This window comes from Pseudomonas marginalis (genome assembly GCF_024169655.1).
GTDB classification, from domain to species: Bacteria; Pseudomonadota; Gammaproteobacteria; order Pseudomonadales; family Pseudomonadaceae; genus Aquipseudomonas; species Aquipseudomonas paraveronii.
On record NZ_JALJWV010000001.1, the window covers coordinates 1,241,101 to 1,258,487 of the forward strand.

Consider the following 17,387-nt stretch of genomic DNA (forward strand, 5'->3'; position numbering starts at 1 on the left):
GTAGGACTTATGCTGATAACACTGCCCCAGTTGCTTTACGTCATGCCGGGTGCCCGCCTTAGCGCGGGCATTTTTCTATCCTCGTTAAATACGGCATTCGCTCGGTACGCGATCAATACTCCCAAACGCCTCGCCGCTTGCCTCGCCCAGATCGGCCACGAATCCGGCGAGTTGCGCTATGTCCGCGAACTGGGCAGCGATCAATACCTGAGCCAATACGATACCGGCACCCTGGCTGCTCGCCTGGGCAACACCCCCGAAGCGGATGGCGACGGCCAGAAGTACCGGGGCAGGGGGCTGATTCAGATCACCGGGCGTCGCAACTATTTAATCTGTAGCCAAGCGTTGTTTGGCGACGAGCGCCTGCTGCTGCAACCGCAATTGCTGGAACAACCGCAATGGGCCGCCGAATCCGCCGCCTGGTTCTGGCACAGCAACGGCCTGAACGAACTGGCGGACAACGACCAGTTCAGCACCATCACGCGGCGCATCAACGGCGGTCTCAACGGCCTGGAGGAGCGTTTGCGATTGTGGGCGCGGGCGAAGGCGGTGCTATGCGTTTCCTAGCGGCCTGGCGCCTGATCGGCGTATGCCTGCTGAGCGCGTTCGTGTGGCAGGTGCAAGCCTGGCGCTATGGCGCGCAGCTTGAGGCGCAATCGGCGGCCCATGCGCAGGCGCTCAGCCAGCAAAACCAGCTAGCCTTGCGCCAGCAACAGGCGCAGCAGGACCAACGGCGGGCGCTTGAGCAACAACTCAACGCCAGCGACCAACAACATACTCAGGAGTTGAGCGATGCCCACCGTAATCAGGCCGCTCTGCGCGATCGCCTGGCCACTGCTGATGTGCGGTTGTCAGTCCTCCTCGACACCAGTGACGGCGCCAGTGGCTGCGCAATGCCTGCCACCGCCACCGGCGGCGTGGTTCATGCAGCCCCGCGAGCCCGACTTGACCCGGCGCATGCTCAGCGAATTATCGCCATCACCGACGACGGTGATAACGCCGTGATCGCCTTGCGTGCCTGTCAGGCGTATGTGCGGGCCATCGCGCGTTAGTGTCTTGGGCACGCTGCAACTTGCATGGCTGATGGGCTCCTGTAGGGTAGGCAAACGCCCGCCCATTCCAGGAGACGACCGTGAAAGAAATCACCCCACTTGCCGCTGAACTGGGTCGACGTTTACAGGTGCTCAATGCCCACGTCACCACTGCCGAGTCGTGTACCGGTGGCGGCATCGCTGAAGCCATCACGCGGATACCCGGGAGTTCGGCGTGGTTCGAAGCGGGATATGTCACCTATTCCAACCGGCAGAAGACTCGGCAACTGGATGTGCCGGAGGAACTGTTCGGAAAAGTGGGGGCCGTCAGCCGCGAGGTGGTCGAGGCCATGGTCAGGGGCGCCCAGGAAAAAAGCCTGGCGCGCTTTGCCGTGGCGGTCAGCGGTGTGGCCGGCCCCGATGGCGGCTCGCCGGACAAGCCGGTAGGCACGGTATGGCTGGCTTTCGGCGTGGGTGACGAGGTCACGGCCGAGCTCCAGCACTTCTCCGGCAACCGCGACGAGGTCCGCCGACAAACGGTAAAGGCCGCGCTAGAGGGCTTGTTGCGACGAGCTGCAGCAGAAATAGAAAATCAGGGGTAGGCGATCTCCGATCTTTGTGGAACAATACTGTCTACTTATACAGGTGTTGGCCGTCAGGCCTTATTGATTACGTGAGGACTTTAATGGACGAGAACAAGAAGAAAGCCTTGGCTGCGGCCCTGGGTCAGATCGAACGTCAATTCGGCAAGGGTGCCGTAATGCGTATGGGCGATCACGACCGTCAGGCGATCCCGGCTATTTCTACTGGCTCTCTGGGTCTGGACATCGCGCTCGGCATTGGCGGTCTGCCAAAAGGCCGTATCGTTGAAATCTACGGTCCTGAATCTTCTGGTAAAACCACCCTGACGCTGTCGGTGATTGCCCAGGCGCAAAAGATGGGCGCCACCTGCGCGTTCGTCGATGCCGAGCACGCCCTGGACCCTGAATACGCTGGCAAGCTGGGCGTCAATGTTGACGACCTGCTGGTTTCCCAGCCGGACACCGGTGAGCAAGCCCTGGAAATCACCGACATGCTGGTGCGCTCCAACGCCATCGACGTGATCGTGGTCGACTCCGTGGCGGCCCTGGTGCCGAAAGCTGAAATCGAAGGCGAAATGGGTGACATGCACGTGGGCCTGCAGGCCCGTCTGATGTCCCAGGCGCTGCGTAAAATCACCGGTAACATCAAGAACGCCAACTGCCTGGTGATCTTCATCAACCAGATCCGGATGAAAATCGGCGTCATGTTCGGCAGCCCGGAAACCACCACGGGTGGTAACGCGCTGAAGTTCTATGCTTCGGTCCGTCTGGACATCCGCCGTACCGGCGCGGTGAAAGAAGGTGACGAGGTTGTCGGTAGCGAAACCCGCGTCAAGGTCGTGAAGAACAAAGTGGCCCCGCCATTCCGTCAGGCTGAGTTCCAGATTCTCTACGGTAAAGGCATCTACCTGAACGGCGAGATGATCGACCTGGGCGTGCTGCACGGTTTCGTCGAGAAATCCGGTGCCTGGTATGCCTACAACGGCAGCAAGATCGGTCAGGGCAAGGCCAACTCGGCCAAGTTCCTGGCGGACAACCCGGATATCGCCGCCGCGCTTGAGAAGCAGATCCGCGACAAGCTGCTGACTCCTGCGCCGGACGTGAAAGCTGCTGCCAACCGCGCGCCGGTTGACGAAATGGAAGAAGTCGACACTGACGTCTGAACCAAACGATGACCGTTGTGCTGGATACACTCGTCGCCGTTCGGCGCACTGCGATGGACCTGCTCGCGCGCCGCGAGCATGGTCGAGTCGAGCTGACGCGTAAACTGCGTCAGCGCGGTGCGTCTGCCGAGATGATCGACAGTGCCCTCGACCGCTTGACGGAAGAAGGGTTGCTGTCGGAAGCCCGTTATCTCGAAAGTTTTGTGTCCTACCGAGCGCGCTCTGGCTATGGTCCTGCGCGCATTCGTGAAGAACTGAGCCAGCGTGGCCTACAACGCGCCGACATCGACCTCGCCCTGCGCGAGTGCGGTATCAGTTGGCAGTCGCAACTGGAAGATACCTGGCGTCGCAAGTTCTCTGGGCATCTTCCGATTGATGCCAGAGAGCGCGCGAAACAAGGGCGCTTCCTGAATTATCGCGGGTTTTCGATGGAAATGATCAATCGGTTGTTCAGCGGTCGGGACATGGACGACTGAACAACGCAAAAAATAAAGGCCCGCTATGAAAATAGCGGGCCTTTTTTTTTGCTCAAAAATCACGCCGGCTCCGGCGCCACCCGTTGTTGTGTCTTGCCCTGAGCCTGCGCCCAGTTCTCCGGCAAGTTGATGTAATCCACCAACTCCCGCAACCGGCCCTGATCACGCCCGTTGAAGTTGAACACCAGTCGCGTCAGATGACTGAACTGCGGCTCATCATGCTCTTCTCCGGTATAGGCGAGTTGCTGGAAGTCGCCGCTCAGCCGCAGGCTGGCGAACTCTTTTTGCACCTGAGCCAGCGCCCGCTCACTGAGCGGATGATGCATGCGCATCACAAACTCACGCTTCAGCCAGCGGGTAGAGTGGAAGTTGGCGTAGAACTGGTTGATCTCGTCCACCGCTGCTTCGGCGCTGTACACCAGGCGCACCAGCTTCAGGTCAGTGGGCAGGATATAGCGATTGGCTTCCAGTTGGCTGCGGATAAAGTCCAGGGCGCCTTGCCAGAAACCGCCGCCTGGTGCATCGAGTAACACCACCGGCACCAGTGGGCTCTTGCCGGTCTGGATCAGCGTCAGCACTTCAAGCGCTTCATCCAGGGTGCCGAAACCACCCGGGCATAACACCAGCGCATCGGCCTCCTTGACGAAGAACAGCTTGCGCGTAAAGAAGAAGTGGAAGGACAGCAGGTTCTCGGTGCCATCGATGGTCGGGTTGGCATGTTGTTCGAACGGCAAGGTAATGTTGAAGCCCAGGCTGTGCTCCAGGCCAGCACCTTCGTGGGCGGCGGCCATGATGCCGCCACCGCCGCCGGTGATCACCATCAGATCGGAGCGCGCCAGCGCCGCGCCCACTTCCCGGGCCAGGGCGTAGAGCGGGCTTTCCATCGGCGTGCGCGCCGAGCCGAACACGGTAACTTTGCGTCGCCCCTTGAACTGTTCCAGCACGCGGAAGGCGTGGTCCAGTTCGCGGATAGCTTGCAAGGTGATTTTGGCGTTCCAGCGGCTGCGGTCGTCTTGGGCCATGCGCAGCGCGGTGAGGATCATGTCGCGATAAAGAGGAATATTCGGGCTGTCGGGAGCGATCAACTGGAGTTGAGCTTCGACCTGCTGCGTGAGGTCGACCCCGTTCGCTTCAAAATGCTGGAGCAGACGCTCATTCGGTTCGTAAGGCATTCAACTTCTCCTTCTTCACAGAGCCTGGGCGGGCGGCGAGATTCGTCCGTGGCCACGACACTGCATGCCAAGGCATTGCACGGTGTTCGCCAAGCGGCAAAGTGCGGCTCTGTATGTTCCTTGTGATTTAAAAACCTTTGCACTGCACGTGGCAGGAGGACAACTCTGTTTTGCCCTGAAAATGTTACAGAACAGCATGGGAACTGGGCTGAGCGGGCAGTAGGAATGAGACGATCATGGGCCGAAAAACCCTTGGCTGGCAACCGCTTATTGGTCTTACGTCAGAACGTGCGGCGCTTGGTGGAAAACGCAAACGAGGGAAGTGCGCGCCACTGGACAGCGGCGCGCGGGGGTAAGTACGACTTACTTTTTCTTCTTCGCCGCCGCCGGTGCCGGGCAGTCCGCTTCGACGAATTTCACCGATGCTACCGGGCGGTTGGTCTTGTTTTCGGAGATGTCATAACGCATGACCGCGCCCTTGGCCATCAGCTCGCGGTAGCCTTTGTTCAGGCACACGCTTTGCCCCAGTTGGAAATACACCGCCTTGGGGTTGGCACGCATCTGTTCGGCACGATCAGGCAGCACGCTGAGGTGATCGATCAACTGCATTCCTTCAACGGTATAGGCCACTTCCAGGGTTTTTTCATCGATTTCCCGGGGCAGGTCCTTGTTGCTTTCAGCCGCGACGCTTTGCAGCTTCTTGTTCATTTGGGCCTCCAGCAGCGAGGCCGCCTGAGCGCCAACAGGCAAGACCAGCGCAAGGGCGACGGATGGGGCGACAAGACGCAGCATGGAACGCAGCATGAAACTCTCCTGATTCGGTTACTGGTGCATAGACCAGCCACTGGGCTGTGCGTTCAGTGGCGCGCAATTATAGGTGAGCCCTGGCCAGTACAGCCAGGCGTATTGCTGGGAAGTGCGTGTGGCTCTGGTAAACTGCGGCCACTTAAGCCTTCCTCGAGTTCCCTCAGTGTCGATTTCCCCTTCCGTGCGGCGCATCCGATGAGCCACGCCGTCTCTCGTCTGCGTACCCAGCGCCTGGCGCGCGCCATCAGGCCTTTCGTCAATCGGGGTTCGCGTGCCGAGCGCTGCCCCGGCTGCCGGGTGATCCCCGCCTATTGTTTGTGTGCCTGGCGGCCCAAGGTCCAGGCCCGGTCTGCGATGTGCCTGTTGATGCACGACGTCGAACCGATGAAGCCCAGCAACACAGGCTGGCTGATCGCCGATGTGATCGACGACACCAGCGCGTTCGCCTGGTCGCGCACCGAGGTTGATCCCGAATTGCTCACCCTGCTGGCTGACCCGCAGTGGCAACCCTACATCGTGTTCCCCGGCGAATTCGTGGCGCCGGAACGGGTGGTCAGTGAGGTCAAGGTAGGGGAGGGCAAGCGCCCGCTGTTTATCCTGTTGGACGGCACGTGGAGCGAAGCGCGCAAGATGTTCCGCAAAAGTCCTTATTTGGAGCATTTGCCGGTCCTCAGCCTGGCTCCGGAACAGCTGTCGCGCTACAAACTGCGTCGTTCCAAGCGTGATGATCATTTCTGCACAGCCGAAGTCGCCGCGCTGTGCCTGGAGCTGGCCGACGACTGCGCAGCCAGCGAAGTGCTGGACGCTTACCTCGACGTGTTCAGCACCCATTATCTGGCCGCCAAGTTCCAGTTACCGCTGGACTTGACGGATATCGTCCATACTCGTCTAGCGCCCTACATCCCGGCGGTATAACCAGACGACGTTTGCATGATGGCACTGTGAATTCAACCGCCGCTAAACTGCCCATTGGCGTAGTGCTTGACCACCCAGGCTGCGCTGGGCATGCTGGGCGCCGATCAGGGCGCAACCGTGAATTTCCAACGTCGTTTCAGGTGCTTTTGACGTTGAGCATGCCCTGTGGTGATGGCTGCCTGGCCGTTACCTTGTGTATTGGCGAACCCTGAACCCATCAGGGCTGCCATAAAAAACAGGATCATTTAATCAATGGCCACATACGAAATCCTGATAGCTGATGACCACCCGCTGTTTCGCAGTGCGCTGCATCAGGCAGTAACGCTGGGCCTGGGCCCGGATGTACGTCTGGTTGAAGTGGCTAGCATTGCCGAGCTGGAAACCCGCCTCACCGAAAAATCCGACTGGGACCTGGTGCTGCTCGACCTGAACATGCCTGGTGCCTACGGATTTTCAGGGCTGGTGCTGTTACGCGGGCAATACCCGCAGATCCCCGTGGTGATGGTCTCGGCCCAGGAAGAAGCCGATGTGGTGGTGCGCTCCAAGGAGTTTGGCGCCAGCGGTTTCATTCCCAAGTCGAGCTCCATGGAAGATATCCAGAAAGCCGTGCGCACGGTGCTGGATGGCGATGTGTCCTGGCCGCCGCAGGCGTTTGAAGAAATCAATGTGTCCGACGAAGCCAAGGCTGCCCGTGATGGCTTGGCCAGCCTGACGCCCCAGCAGTTCCGGGTGCTCACCATGGTCTGCGAAGGCTTGTTGAACAAGCAGATCGCTTACGAGTTGAGCGTGTCGGAAGCGACCATCAAGGCCCACGTCACCGCGATCTTTCGCAAGCTGGGAGTGCGCACGCGAACCCAGGCGGCGTTGCTCTTGCAACAACTTGAGTCAATTTCGCAGCATTAAGCTGTTGCCAATTCACGCTTTTTTGACTTTGCGTGATCTAGTTTTCCCACTTCTTTGGTTCAGTTGCCTACATCTATGTCGCCTTTCAAGGGTCAAACCGGTATCAAACGTATCTTTAACGCAGGGGGCTATTCCCTGGATGGCCTGCGCGCAGCCTTCACCGGTGAGGCGGCATTCCGTCAGTTGGTGTTGCTGAACGTCATCCTGATCCCGCTGAGTTTTTTCCTGCATGTCAGCCGCGTCGAAAGGGCGCTGTTGATTGCGGTGTGCCTGCTGGCGTTGATCGTCGAGTTGCTCAACTCGGCGGTGGAAGCGGCCATCGACCGCATTTCCCTGGACCGTCACCCACTGTCGAAAAACGCCAAGGACATGGGCAGCGCCGCGCAATTCGTGGCACTGACCATGATCGCCCTGGTGTGGGCCGTGATCCTGATCTAAGCCTCAGGCAATGCTCGGCAGCACGATTTCGTCGCTGCGCTGGACCCCTGCGGTGAAGGCGCGGCACAGTTCCAGAAACTCGCGCATCGCCGAGGTCTGGTATTTCTGCTTGTGCCAGATGAAGTAGAACTGCCGGGCCAGGTCCAGGTCCGGGGTTTCTACCGGCACCAGGCTGCCACGGCGGAAGGCATCGCGCAGCGCCAGCCGCGAAATGCAGCCAATCCCCAGCCCCGACTCCACCGCACGTTTGATCGCTTCGGTGTGTTCCAGCTCCAGGCGAATATTCAGCGCGCTGCGATGATGACGCATGGCCTGATCAAAGGTCAGGCGCGTGCCCGAGCCTTGTTCGCGCAGAATCCACGCTTCATGGGTCAATTCTTCCATGGTGGCCACGCCGCGCTGGGCCAGGTGATGCTGAGGCGCGCAAAACACCACCAGCTCATCTTCCACCCAGGTTTGCACTTCGATATCCGGGTGGCTGCAGTCGCCTTCGATTAGACCCAGGTCAATTTCGTAATGCGCGACTTGGTGCACGATATGTGCAGTGTTCTGCACATGCAGCTTCACCTGGCTCTCGGGGTGCTGCTGCATGAAGCTGCCGATCAGCAGCGTGGCCAGGTAATTGCCGATGGTCAGCGTGGCGCCAACGGCCAGCGAGCCGAAGCCGGACTTGCCGTTGAGCAGGTCTTCGATCTCCTTGGACTGGTCCAGCAGGGCGACCGCCTGGGGCAATAACTGACGGCCGAGGGCGTTGAGGCTCAGGCGTTTACCCGCCCGATCGAACAATTGGCAGCTGGATTGACGCTCCAGCTCGGTGATTGAGGTGCTGGCGGCGGACTGAGACAAGGCCAGAAGGCCAGCAGCGCGTGAGACGCTTTCCTGCTGGGCGACGGCGACGAAGACTTGCAGTTGACGGAGAGTAAATCGCATATCGATATAACCGATAACCCTTATCTTAATAATCCAGTTAACAGATATTGTCGCCGCGATTAGAATGCTGTGCAATTGCGCACTTATCATTTGGCGCAGACCCATCTCCAGGAGTCCCCCGTACATGAGCAACATGAACCACGAGCGTGTCCTCAGTGTTCATCACTGGAACGACACTCTGTTCAGCTTCAAGTGCACCCGCGATCCGGGCTTGCGCTTCGAGAACGGTCAGTTCGTGATGATCGGCCTGCAACAGCCCAACGGCCGCCCACTCATGCGCGCTTATTCGATTGCCAGCCCGAACTGGGAAGAGCATCTGGAGTTCTTCAGCATCAAGGTGCCCGATGGCCCGCTGACTTCCCAGTTGCAGCACCTGAAGGAAGGCGATGAGATCATCATCAGCAAAAAGCCGACAGGCACCCTGGTGCTTGACGATTTGAAGCCGGGCAAGCACTTGTACCTGCTCAGCACCGGTACGGGCCTCGCGCCGTTCATGAGCGTGATCCAGGACCCGGAAACCTACGAGCGTTTCGAAAAAGTGATCCTGTGCCACGGCGTGCGTTACGTCAACGAAGTCGCCTACCGCGAATTCATCACCGAGCACTTGCCGCAGAATGAATTCTTCGGCGAAGCCCTGCGTGAAAAGTTGATCTACTACCCCACCGTGACCCGCGAGCCGTTCGAACACCAAGGTCGCCTGACCGACCTGATGCGCAGTGGCAAGCTGTTCCGCGATATCGGCCTGCCACCGATCAACCCCGAGGACGACCGCGCCATGCTGTGCGGCAGCCCAAGCATGTTGGACGAGACCAGCGAAGTGTTGAACAGCTTCGGCCTGAAAGTTTCGCCACGGATGCGTGAACCGGGTGACTATCTGATCGAACGCGCCTTCGTCGAGAAGTAAACGCGGTCAAAAAAATGTGGGAGGGGGCTTGTCCCCGATGGCGGTCTGTCAGTTGCTACAACTAGCACTGAATCACCGCCATCGGGGGCAAGCCCCCTCCCACATTTGTTTTCGGTTTATTCAGCTGCAATCACTTCCAGCACACAGATGACGCCCGCCTCGGGATAGTGCCAACGCACATCCACATCCCAGAACCGCACCCCGTATTCACGCTCTGGCCCGGGCGTCTGATAGGCCGGCCGCGGGTCTTGTGCCAAACACTGCTCGATCAACTCCACCAGCGGTTCAGCAAGGCGCTGAGCGTGGCCTTGTGCCTGGTGCAGAGCCGTCTTCAGCCACTGCACGGGAATCAGTTGCGGCGCGCTACTGGCGATGTCGTTGGTGGCGCTGTCGATGATGTCGGCATACGGCACATACGGCTTGATATCCAACACCGGCGTGCCGTCGAGCAGATCGATCCCGGAGATCCACAGCCGGCCCGGTTCGACCTTGTCCAGCTTCACCACCGACTGGCCAATCCCGTTGGGTCGATGGGTCGCGCGGGTGGCAAACACGCCCATGGACGTGTTGCCACCCAGGCGTGGCGGGCGCACTTTCAGGCGGGGCTTGTCTTCGAGGGCCTGGTGGAACAGAAACAGCAGCCACACATGGCTGACCTGCTCCAGGCCCTGCACCGCCTCGCCGTGGTCGAACGGCGCGACCAACTCCAGCACGCCGCGGGCGGCAGGCGCCAGTTGCGGTTGGCGCGGGATGGCGAACTTCTCCTTGAAGCAGGAGCGCACGAAGCCGACGGGCGAGACCTGGTAACTCATGGCTTACGCGCGAACCCGCAGGGTCAGGCCCTTGAGGAAGTTGCGCAGCAACTGGTCGCCGCAGGTGCGGTAATTGGTATGGCCAAACTTGCGGAACAGCGCGCTCAGCTCAGGCTTGGACACCGGGAACTCGGCAGCCTTGAGGATGGCGTGCATGTCGTCTTCCTTCAGTTCGAAGGCCACGCGCAGCTTCTTGAGGATGATGTTGTTGGTCACCGGGGTTTCGATCGGCTGCGGCGCACGGCTGTCGTCCTTGCCGCGCTTGAAAATCACCAGGCCGTCAAGGAAGTGCGCCATGACCTCGTCCGGGCAGAACACAAAGCCTTCTTCCTCGTCTTTCTTGAGGTAAGTCAGCAGGTCTTCCTTGGTCACGTCCATGCCGCCGAGTTTGATCAGCTCGACCATCTTGTTGTCGCTGATGTCGAGCATGTAGCGCACGCTGCGCAGTACGTCGTTGTGAATCATGGTGGGCAATCCTGGTTTTCAACGGTGGACACCGCCCACGCAGGCGGTGTCGAAAAAGGGGGAGGGGCTCAGAACTTCTCTTTGCCGGACAGGTAGCGCCATTGGCCCACCGGCACCTTGCCGATGGACACACCACCGATGCGGATGCGACGGATGGCGATGACTTTCAAGCCGACGGCTTCGCAGAACAAGGCAATCACCCCAGGTTGCGGGTTTTTCATCGCAAAGCGCAGGCGGTTTTCGTTCTGCCAACTGGCTTTCACCGCTGGCAGCTCTTTGCCTTTGTAGGTCAGGCCGTGGTTGAGGCGGTTCAGGCCGTGAGCAACCATGTCACCTTCGACCTCCACCACGTATTCCTGCTCGATCTTGGCGGCATCGGCGGTCAACTTGCGCAGAATCTTCCAATCCTGGGTAAACACCAACAGGCCGCTGGCCTTGGCTTGCAGGTCGGCGCTGGCGGTCAGGCGCAGGAAGTGGCCCTTGAGCGGGCGCTTGCTGAAGCGGTGTTCTTCCGACAGCGTTTCGGCGCTGATCGAAGCCATCGCCGTCTCGGCATCCACGCCGACAGGCGCGTGCAGCAGGATGGTCACCGGCTCTGGCGCGGTGGCCTTGGCCTCGGGGTCCAGTTCGACCTTCTGGGTGGTGACCTTGAACTGCGGTTCGTCGATCACTTCACCGTCCACCGAGACCCAGCCGCCTTCGATAAACAGCTCAGCCTCCCGACGGGAGCAACCGACCAGTTCGATAAGGCGTTTGGAGAGGCGTATGGGGTCAGTCATGACAAAGGCCGTAGCAAAAGGGGGCCACTATTGTACCTGTGTGGACGCGGTTAATCCCGGCCCCATTTCATTTAGCCCTGACGCGCCTCTTGCTGCACCTGGCGCAAACGCATGTGCAGCAGCGGATAAGGTTGCCCAAGGCCATCATGCTCCGTGCGGCCGATGACCTCGAAGCCTTGCTTGACGTAAAAACCCAGCGCCTGCGGGTTCTGTTCGTTGACGTCCAGCTCATCGGCGTTCATGCACTCGATCGCATAACGCAGCAATTGCTTGCCCAGGCCCTGGCCACGGTGCTGTGGGTCGATAAACAGCATCTCGACCTTGCCCGCGGCCACCCCGGCGAACCCGGTGATGCGTTGGTGCGTGTCCTTGGTGCAGATCAGCATGACCGCATCCAGGTAGCGGGTCAGCACCAGGTTTTTCAGCAACGTGATGTAGCTGTCCGGCAGAAAATCATGGGTGGCACGCACCGAATCCTCCCAGATACGCGCCAATTCCGCGAAGTCGCTGGTTTTGGGGGTGTGGATAACCGAATGCTGACGCATGTCCGCTGCCCTTTTGTAGATGATCGGGACCGATGGGCAAGACGATAGACCTAAAAAAGCCCCGCATCTTGTTCAGAGGCAGGGCTTTTCGAGTTTTTTTTAGCGGTGCCTGATGCTATCAGTCGCGCTTTTCAGCCCACAGGTCGTATTCGTCGGCATCGGTCACGGTGCACCAGACTTTGTCACCCGGTTTCAAACCGCTGGCATCGTCGATAAACACGTTACCGTCGATTTCCGGTGCGTCGAAGAAGCAGCGGCCCACGGCGCCTTGCTCGTCGACTTCGTCGATCAGCACTTCGATTTCCTTGCCGATGCGCAGTTGCAGGCGCGCCGAGCTGATCGCCTGCTGGTGCGCCATGAAACGCTCCCAACGGTCCTGCTTGACGTCATCCGGCACCACGGCCAGGTCCAGCAGGTTGGCCGGAGCGCCTTCCACCGGCGAGTACTGGAAGCAACCGACGCGGTCCAACTGGGCTTCGGTCAGCCAGTCGAGCAGGTACTGGAAGTCTTCCTCGGTTTCGCCAGGGAAGCCGACGATGAAGGTCGAACGGATGATCAGATCCGGGCAGATCTCGCGCCAGTTCTTGATGCGCGCCAGGGTCTTGTCTTCGAAGGCCGGGCGTTTCATGGCCTTGAGCACTTTCGGGCTGGCGTGCTGGAACGGGATGTCCAGGTACGGCAGGATCTTGCCGGCGGCCATCAACGGGATCAGCTCGTCCACATGGGGGTACGGGTACACGTAATGCAGGCGCACCCACACGCCCAGGCTGCTGAGGGCTTCGCACAGTTCGGTCATGCGGGTTTTCACCGGCGCGCCGTTCCAGAAGCCGGTGCGGTATTTCACGTCGACGCCGTAGGCACTGGTGTCCTGGGAGATCACCAACAGCTCTTTCACGCCGGATTTGACCAGGCGCTGGGCTTCGTCGAGCACGTCACCCACCGGGCGGCTGACCAGCTTGCCGCGCATCGACGGGATGATGCAGAAGCTGCAACTGTGGTTGCAGCCTTCGGAAATCTTCAGGTAGGCGTAATGGCGCGGGGTCAACTTGATGCCTTGCGGCGGCACCAGGTCGATCAGCGGGTTGTGGTCCTGGCGCGGCGGCACCACTTGATGCACGGCGTTGACCACCTGCTCGTACTGCTGCGGACCGGTCACGGCCAGCACGCTCGGGTGTACGTTGCGGATATTGCCTTCTTCCACGCCCATGCAGCCGGTGACGATGACCTTGCCGTTTTCCTTGATGGCCTCGCCGATCACTTCCAGGGATTCCGCCTTGGCCGAGTCGATGAAGCCACAGGTGTTGACCACCACCACGTCCGCGTCCTGGTAAGTGGACACGACGTCATAACCTTCCATGCGCAGTTGCGTCAGGATGCGTTCGGAGTCGACCAGAGCCTTCGGGCAACCCAGGGAAACAAAGCCGACCTTGGGGTTGGCTTTTGCGATGGTGGTGGACATGTCTAACCTCGGTATTGAATGACGCCGCCAGTCGGGCACGACAAGGCGGTAGACGGGCACTTAGCGCACTCGTGAGAGAGGGGCTTTTATGCCTCTGATCAAAAAGTGCGCAATTCTAGCGACGGGCAACGCACTTGACCAGCTTTATGCAGGGAAATACGACGAGTGCTGCGCTATGCTTCGCGCCGTTGCTCGCGGGTGAAATCCTTGGGTCAATAAAACGTCTGTTACGAGAAGTAAAACAGCGCATGCTAAGGTCAGCTTAGATGCGTTGTTTATAAGAGACCTCAGGTCATAGGGCAGGAGTGGTTGATGGGTCAGGCAAGTAGTCAGGCAGCGGGTGCCGAGCATTCCAACGCCAAGCCGATTGGTATGCTGGTGGCAGCGGTCGGGGTAGTTTACGGCGATATCGGGACCAGCCCGCTCTACACCCTTAAAGAGGTGTTCAGCGGAAATTATGGGGTTCAGGTCAACCATGACGGAGTCTTCGGGATCCTGGCGCTGATCTTCTGGTCGCTGATCTGGGTCGTTTCGATCAAGTATGTGTTGTTCATCCTGCGCGCCGACAACCAGGGTGAGGGCGGCATCATGGCCCTTACCGCGTTGGCGCGGCGGGCGTCGTCGCCGTATCCGAAACTGCGCTCGGTGCTGGTAATTCTCGGGTTGATCGGCGCGGCGCTGTTTTACGGCGACAGCATGATCACCCCGGCAATCTCGGTGCTCTCGGCGGTAGAAGGCCTGGAACTGGCCTTTGAGGGACTTGAACGCTGGGTCGTGCCGTTGTCGCTGGTGGTGCTGGTGGGCCTGTTCCTGATCCAGAAACATGGCACTGACCGCATCGGCAAGCTGTTCGGGCCGGTCATGGTGTTGTGGTTCCTGGTGCTGGCGGGCCTGGGCGTGCATGGCATCAGCCAGCATCCGGAAGTACTCAACGCGTTGAACCCGGTGTGGGGTGTGCGTTTCTTTATAGTCCACCCTGGCATGGGTGTGGCGATTCTCGGCGCCGTGGTGCTGGCATTGACCGGTGCCGAAGCGCTGTACGCCGACATGGGCCATTTCGGGCGCAAACCCATCGCCCGTGCGTGGTTCGCCCTGGTGCTGCCGGCGTTGGTGCTCAACTATTTCGGCCAAGGTGCGCTGCTGCTCGAAAACCCCGAAGCGGCGCGTAACCCGTTCTACCTGCTCGCACCGAGCTGGGCGCTGATTCCGTTGGTGGTGTTGTCCACCCTGGCCACGGTGATTGCGTCCCAGGCGGTGATTTCCGGCGCGTTCTCCCTGACCCGTCAGGCGATCCAGTTGGGTTACATCCCGCGCATGCACATTCAGCATACGTCCAGCGCTGAACAAGGGCAGATCTACATCGGCGCGGTGAATTGGTCGCTGATGGTCGGCGTGATCCTGCTGGTGTTGGGCTTCGAGTCGTCCGCCGCGCTGGCTTCAGCCTACGGCGTGGCGGTGACTGGCACCATGCTGATCACCAGCATCCTGGTGTCGGCAGTGATGCTGTTGCTGTGGAAATGGCCACCGGTGCTGGCGATTCCGGTGTTGATCGGTTTCCTCTTGGTGGACGGGCTGTTCTTCGCCGCCAACGTGCCGAAAATCATCCAGGGTGGTGCGTTCCCGGTATTGGCGGGGATCGTGCTGTTTATCCTGATGACGACCTGGAAACGCGGCAAGGAACTGTTGATGGACCGCCTCGACGAGGGCGGCCTGCCGTTGCCGATCTTTATCGGCAGTATCCGTGTGCAGCCGCCCCATCGCGTGCAGGGCACCGCCGTGTTCCTCACCGCGCGGCCCGACGCGGTGCCGCATGCGCTGTTGCACAACCTGCTGCATAACCAGGTGCTGCACGAGCAAGTGGTGTTGCTGACGGTGGTCTACGAAGACATTCCCCGCGTTCCCGCCGCACGGCGCTTCGAGGTGGATGCCTACGGCGAAGGGTTCTTCCGCGTGATCCTGCACTTCGGCTTTACCGATGAGCCGGACGTGCCCGAAGCGCTGAAGCTGTGCCACCTGGATGATCTGGATTTCAGCCCGATGCGCACCACGTACTTCCTCAGCCGCGAAACGGTGATCGCCTCGCGCATCAAAGGCATGGCCCGCTGGCGCGAAGGCTTGTTTGCGTTCATGTTGAAGAACGCCAACGGCAACCTGCGTTTCTTCAAACTCCCGGTCAACCGGGTGATCGAGCTGGGCACCCAGGTCGAAATGTAAGCGGCTGTTGAACGGGAGCCGGCAATCGGCTCCCGTTTTACCTTCTGAACCCTGTGCGATCCCTCGTTGTCGACTAGGCTCTAAGCACTGTTGTGTAGGAGCGGGCTTGCCCGCGAAAAACCTTAACGGTAACGCGTCGATCCTGGATAAACGCGGCGCCCATGAGGCTTTCGCGAGCAAGCTCGCTCCTACAGAAGTGCCCAAAAAGCCAAGAAGAGGTGCGCCATGAGTCAGTTGCTCGAACCCTACACCCTGCGCCAATTGACCCTGCTCAATCGCATTGCCGTGTCGCCAATGTGCCAATACTCCAGCGTCGATGGCCTGGCCAACGACTGGCACCTGGTCCACCTCGGCAGTCGCGCCGTCGGCGGGGCCGGGCTGATTTTCACCGAAGCCACCGCCGTCACCGCCGAGGGCCGTATCACCGCCGAAGACCTGGGCCTGTGGAACGACGCACAGATCGCCCCGCTGCAACGCATCACGCGCTTTATCGCGGCCCAGGGCGCGGCGGCCGGGATTCAACTGGCCCACGCCGGGCGTAAGGCCAGCACCCATCGGCCGTGGATCGGCAAGCACGGTAGCCTCAAGCCGGAAGACGGCGGCTGGGTGCCGGTGGGGCCGTCGCCGATTGCCTTTGACCCGAACCACACGCAGCCCCGTCCGCTGGACGACGCGGGGATCGAGCAAGTGATCGCTGACTTTGTCGCCGCAGCCAAGCGCGCGTTGACCGCCGGTTTTGAAGTGGTGGAGATCCACGCCGCTCACGGTTACCTGCTGCATCAATTCCTCTCGCCCATCAGCAATCAGCGTCAGGACCAGTACGGCGGAACCTTTGAAAACCGTATCCGCCTGGTACTGCGAGTCACCGAAGCGGTGCGCGAAGTCTGGCCGCAAGACCTGCCGCTGTTTGTGCGGGTGTCGGCCACCGACTGGGTGGAAGACGGCTGGAACCCCGATGAAACCGTGGAGCTGGCGCGCCGCCTGAAAGACTTGGGCGTCGACCTGATCGACGTGTCCTCCGGCGGCACCGCCGCCAACGCCGAGATCCCCATCGGCCCCGGCTACCAGACGCGGTTTGCCGAGCGCGTGCGCAAAGAGTCGGGCATCGCCACCGGCACCGTGGGCATGATTACCGAGCCGGCCCAGGCCGAACACATCCTGCGCACCTGCCAGGCCGACATCATCTTCCTCGCCCGAGAACTGCTGCGTGACCCTTACTGGCCGTTGCATGCCGACGATGACCTGGGTGGGCGCAAGGCGACCTGGCCGGCCCAGTACCAGCGGGCGACCCATCGGGATCAGCCGATTCATGAGTCTGATCTCAGGGATTGATCCTTCATCGGCTCCAACAAAACCCACCCTGACCCGGTGGGTTTTTTTTGCCGGGAGCTGTGGGATATGGCTGTAGGTATTTATTCCTGACCCAATTATTTAAGTGAATACTCTAAAAAAATCCCACACGTCACGAGATTGTTTCTACGCTTAGGGTAAGTCTGATTTCTGGCCCAGGGAGTCAGTCGGTTTGTCTACCGAGGCATTGCGCTTCACGGCAGGCGGGTAATGGGCACACGGAGTTTTTGATCGATATCAGGAGAAACAGTCCATGGCCAAGTCCTATGGTGTAGCGGGTGTGGTGGCGTCTTTTCTGAACCGCGGGGTGTCCTTGCGCGCCCGAAGGTTGAGTTCCGATGAGGCTGAATTGGTGGCGCAGTATCGCGCCCTGACCGAGAACGATCAGGTGGCGATGCGCTATCTGATTGGGGCGATGAAAAGTGTGTCGCGGTTCTGAGCGG

General features: G+C 60.1%; 20 protein-coding genes. 12 read left to right on the forward strand and 8 right to left on the reverse strand.

The annotated features are described in order from the left end of the window. Positions 1 to 9: 9 nt before the first annotated feature. From J2Y83_RS05465 to recX, 5 genes are all read left to right on the forward strand, one after another. Entirely contained in the window at positions 10 to 567 is a 558-nt protein-coding gene (locus tag J2Y83_RS05465; RefSeq protein ID WP_253393657.1) for a glycoside hydrolase family 19 protein, read from the forward strand. Then, positions 555 to 1,052, forward strand: a complete 498-nt coding sequence (locus tag J2Y83_RS05470; protein ID WP_253393658.1) for a lysis system i-spanin subunit Rz — start codon at positions 555 to 557, stop codon at positions 1,050 to 1,052. The genes J2Y83_RS05465 and J2Y83_RS05470 overlap by 13 nt, the downstream gene beginning before the upstream one ends. Before the next feature lie 80 nt (positions 1,053 to 1,132). Next, on the forward strand, positions 1,133 to 1,633 hold the full coding sequence (locus tag J2Y83_RS05475; RefSeq protein ID WP_253393659.1) for a CinA family protein: 501 nt from the start codon (positions 1,133 to 1,135) through the stop codon (positions 1,631 to 1,633). Between the two features lie 83 nt (positions 1,634 to 1,716). Beyond that, positions 1,717 to 2,775, forward strand: a complete 1,059-nt coding sequence (gene recA / locus J2Y83_RS05480) for a recombinase RecA (RefSeq protein WP_253393660.1) — start codon at positions 1,717 to 1,719, stop codon at positions 2,773 to 2,775. A gap of 8 nt (positions 2,776 to 2,783) precedes the next feature. After that, positions 2,784 to 3,251, forward strand: coding sequence for a recombination regulator RecX (recX, locus tag J2Y83_RS05485; RefSeq protein ID WP_253393661.1), 468 nt, complete (start codon positions 2,784 to 2,786; stop codon positions 3,249 to 3,251). Between the two features lie 59 nt (positions 3,252 to 3,310). Here the strand turns inward: recX and J2Y83_RS05490 are convergent, their stop codons facing one another. Continuing rightward, the gene (locus J2Y83_RS05490; RefSeq protein WP_253393662.1) at positions 3,311 to 4,423 is read right to left on the reverse strand and encodes a TIGR00730 family Rossman fold protein; all 1,113 of its coding nucleotides are present in this window, start codon (positions 4,421 to 4,423) and stop codon (positions 3,311 to 3,313) included. Positions 4,424 to 4,786: 363 nt separating this feature from the next. Further along, positions 4,787 to 5,227, reverse strand: a complete 441-nt coding sequence (locus tag J2Y83_RS05495) for a PA3611 family quorum-sensing-regulated virulence factor (protein WP_253393663.1) — start codon at positions 5,225 to 5,227, stop codon at positions 4,787 to 4,789. A gap of 198 nt (positions 5,228 to 5,425) precedes the next feature. Here J2Y83_RS05495 and J2Y83_RS05500 point away from each other — a divergent pair, with 198 nt between their 5' ends. From J2Y83_RS05500 to J2Y83_RS05510, 3 genes are all read left to right on the forward strand, one after another. Further along, the gene (locus J2Y83_RS05500; protein ID WP_253393664.1) at positions 5,426 to 6,145 is read left to right on the forward strand and encodes a tRNA-uridine aminocarboxypropyltransferase; all 720 of its coding nucleotides are present in this window, start codon (positions 5,426 to 5,428) and stop codon (positions 6,143 to 6,145) included. A 252-nt stretch (positions 6,146 to 6,397) separates the two neighbouring features. Continuing rightward, positions 6,398 to 7,048 (forward strand): response regulator transcription factor ErdR, encoded by a 651-nt coding sequence (gene erdR, locus J2Y83_RS05505; RefSeq protein ID WP_247402905.1) that lies wholly within the window; start codon positions 6,398 to 6,400, stop codon positions 7,046 to 7,048. A gap of 75 nt (positions 7,049 to 7,123) precedes the next feature. After that, positions 7,124 to 7,486 (forward strand): diacylglycerol kinase, encoded by a 363-nt coding sequence (locus tag J2Y83_RS05510; RefSeq protein ID WP_247402908.1) that lies wholly within the window; start codon positions 7,124 to 7,126, stop codon positions 7,484 to 7,486. Positions 7,487 to 7,489: 3 nt separating this feature from the next. Here J2Y83_RS05510 and J2Y83_RS05515 read toward each other — a convergent pair whose 3' ends face one another. Beyond that, positions 7,490 to 8,416, reverse strand: coding sequence for a LysR family transcriptional regulator (locus J2Y83_RS05515; protein WP_247402911.1), 927 nt, complete (start codon positions 8,414 to 8,416; stop codon positions 7,490 to 7,492). Between the two features lie 124 nt (positions 8,417 to 8,540). Here J2Y83_RS05515 and fpr point away from each other — a divergent pair, with 124 nt between their 5' ends. Continuing rightward, positions 8,541 to 9,320 carry a ferredoxin-NADP reductase gene (gene fpr / locus J2Y83_RS05520; RefSeq protein ID WP_247402915.1) on the forward strand — a complete coding sequence of 260 codons (780 nt, stop codon included), beginning with the start codon at positions 8,541 to 8,543 and terminating at the stop codon, positions 9,318 to 9,320. Between the two features lie 116 nt (positions 9,321 to 9,436). On the opposite strand, the gene tsaA is transcribed toward fpr, so the two are convergent. The 5 genes from tsaA to rimO form a co-directional block, all read right to left on the reverse strand. Beyond that, positions 9,437 to 10,132 (reverse strand): tRNA (N6-threonylcarbamoyladenosine(37)-N6)-methyltransferase TrmO, encoded by a 696-nt coding sequence (tsaA, locus tag J2Y83_RS05525; protein ID WP_253393665.1) that lies wholly within the window; start codon positions 10,130 to 10,132, stop codon positions 9,437 to 9,439. Positions 10,133 to 10,135: 3 nt separating this feature from the next. After that, entirely contained in the window at positions 10,136 to 10,597 is a 462-nt protein-coding gene (locus tag J2Y83_RS05530; protein WP_253393666.1) for a DUF1456 family protein, read from the reverse strand. 68 nt (positions 10,598 to 10,665) lie between these two features. Beyond that, complete coding sequence (locus tag J2Y83_RS05535; RefSeq protein WP_053254683.1) at positions 10,666 to 11,376, reverse strand: rRNA pseudouridine synthase; 711 nt, start codon at positions 11,374 to 11,376, stop codon at positions 10,666 to 10,668. Positions 11,377 to 11,447: 71 nt separating this feature from the next. Next, complete coding sequence (locus J2Y83_RS05540; RefSeq protein ID WP_253393667.1) at positions 11,448 to 11,921, reverse strand: GNAT family N-acetyltransferase; 474 nt, start codon at positions 11,919 to 11,921, stop codon at positions 11,448 to 11,450. Positions 11,922 to 12,039: 118 nt separating this feature from the next. Beyond that, positions 12,040 to 13,380 carry a 30S ribosomal protein S12 methylthiotransferase RimO gene (gene rimO / locus J2Y83_RS05545; RefSeq protein WP_245229100.1) on the reverse strand — a complete coding sequence of 447 codons (1,341 nt, stop codon included), beginning with the start codon at positions 13,378 to 13,380 and terminating at the stop codon, positions 12,040 to 12,042. 312 nt (positions 13,381 to 13,692) lie between these two features. Here rimO and J2Y83_RS05550 point away from each other — a divergent pair, with 312 nt between their 5' ends. The 3 genes from J2Y83_RS05550 (at position 13,693) to J2Y83_RS05560 (ending at position 17,383) form a co-directional block, all read left to right on the forward strand. Continuing rightward, the gene (locus J2Y83_RS05550; protein WP_253393669.1) at positions 13,693 to 15,594 is read left to right on the forward strand and encodes a potassium transporter Kup; all 1,902 of its coding nucleotides are present in this window, start codon (positions 13,693 to 13,695) and stop codon (positions 15,592 to 15,594) included. Between the two features lie 225 nt (positions 15,595 to 15,819). Beyond that, complete coding sequence (locus tag J2Y83_RS05555) at positions 15,820 to 16,926, forward strand: NADH:flavin oxidoreductase/NADH oxidase (protein ID WP_253393671.1); 1,107 nt, start codon at positions 15,820 to 15,822, stop codon at positions 16,924 to 16,926. A gap of 271 nt (positions 16,927 to 17,197) precedes the next feature. After that, the gene (locus J2Y83_RS05560; protein WP_253393673.1) at positions 17,198 to 17,383 is read left to right on the forward strand and encodes a hypothetical protein; all 186 of its coding nucleotides are present in this window, start codon (positions 17,198 to 17,200) and stop codon (positions 17,381 to 17,383) included. The last annotated feature ends 4 nt before the right edge of the window (positions 17,384 to 17,387 follow it).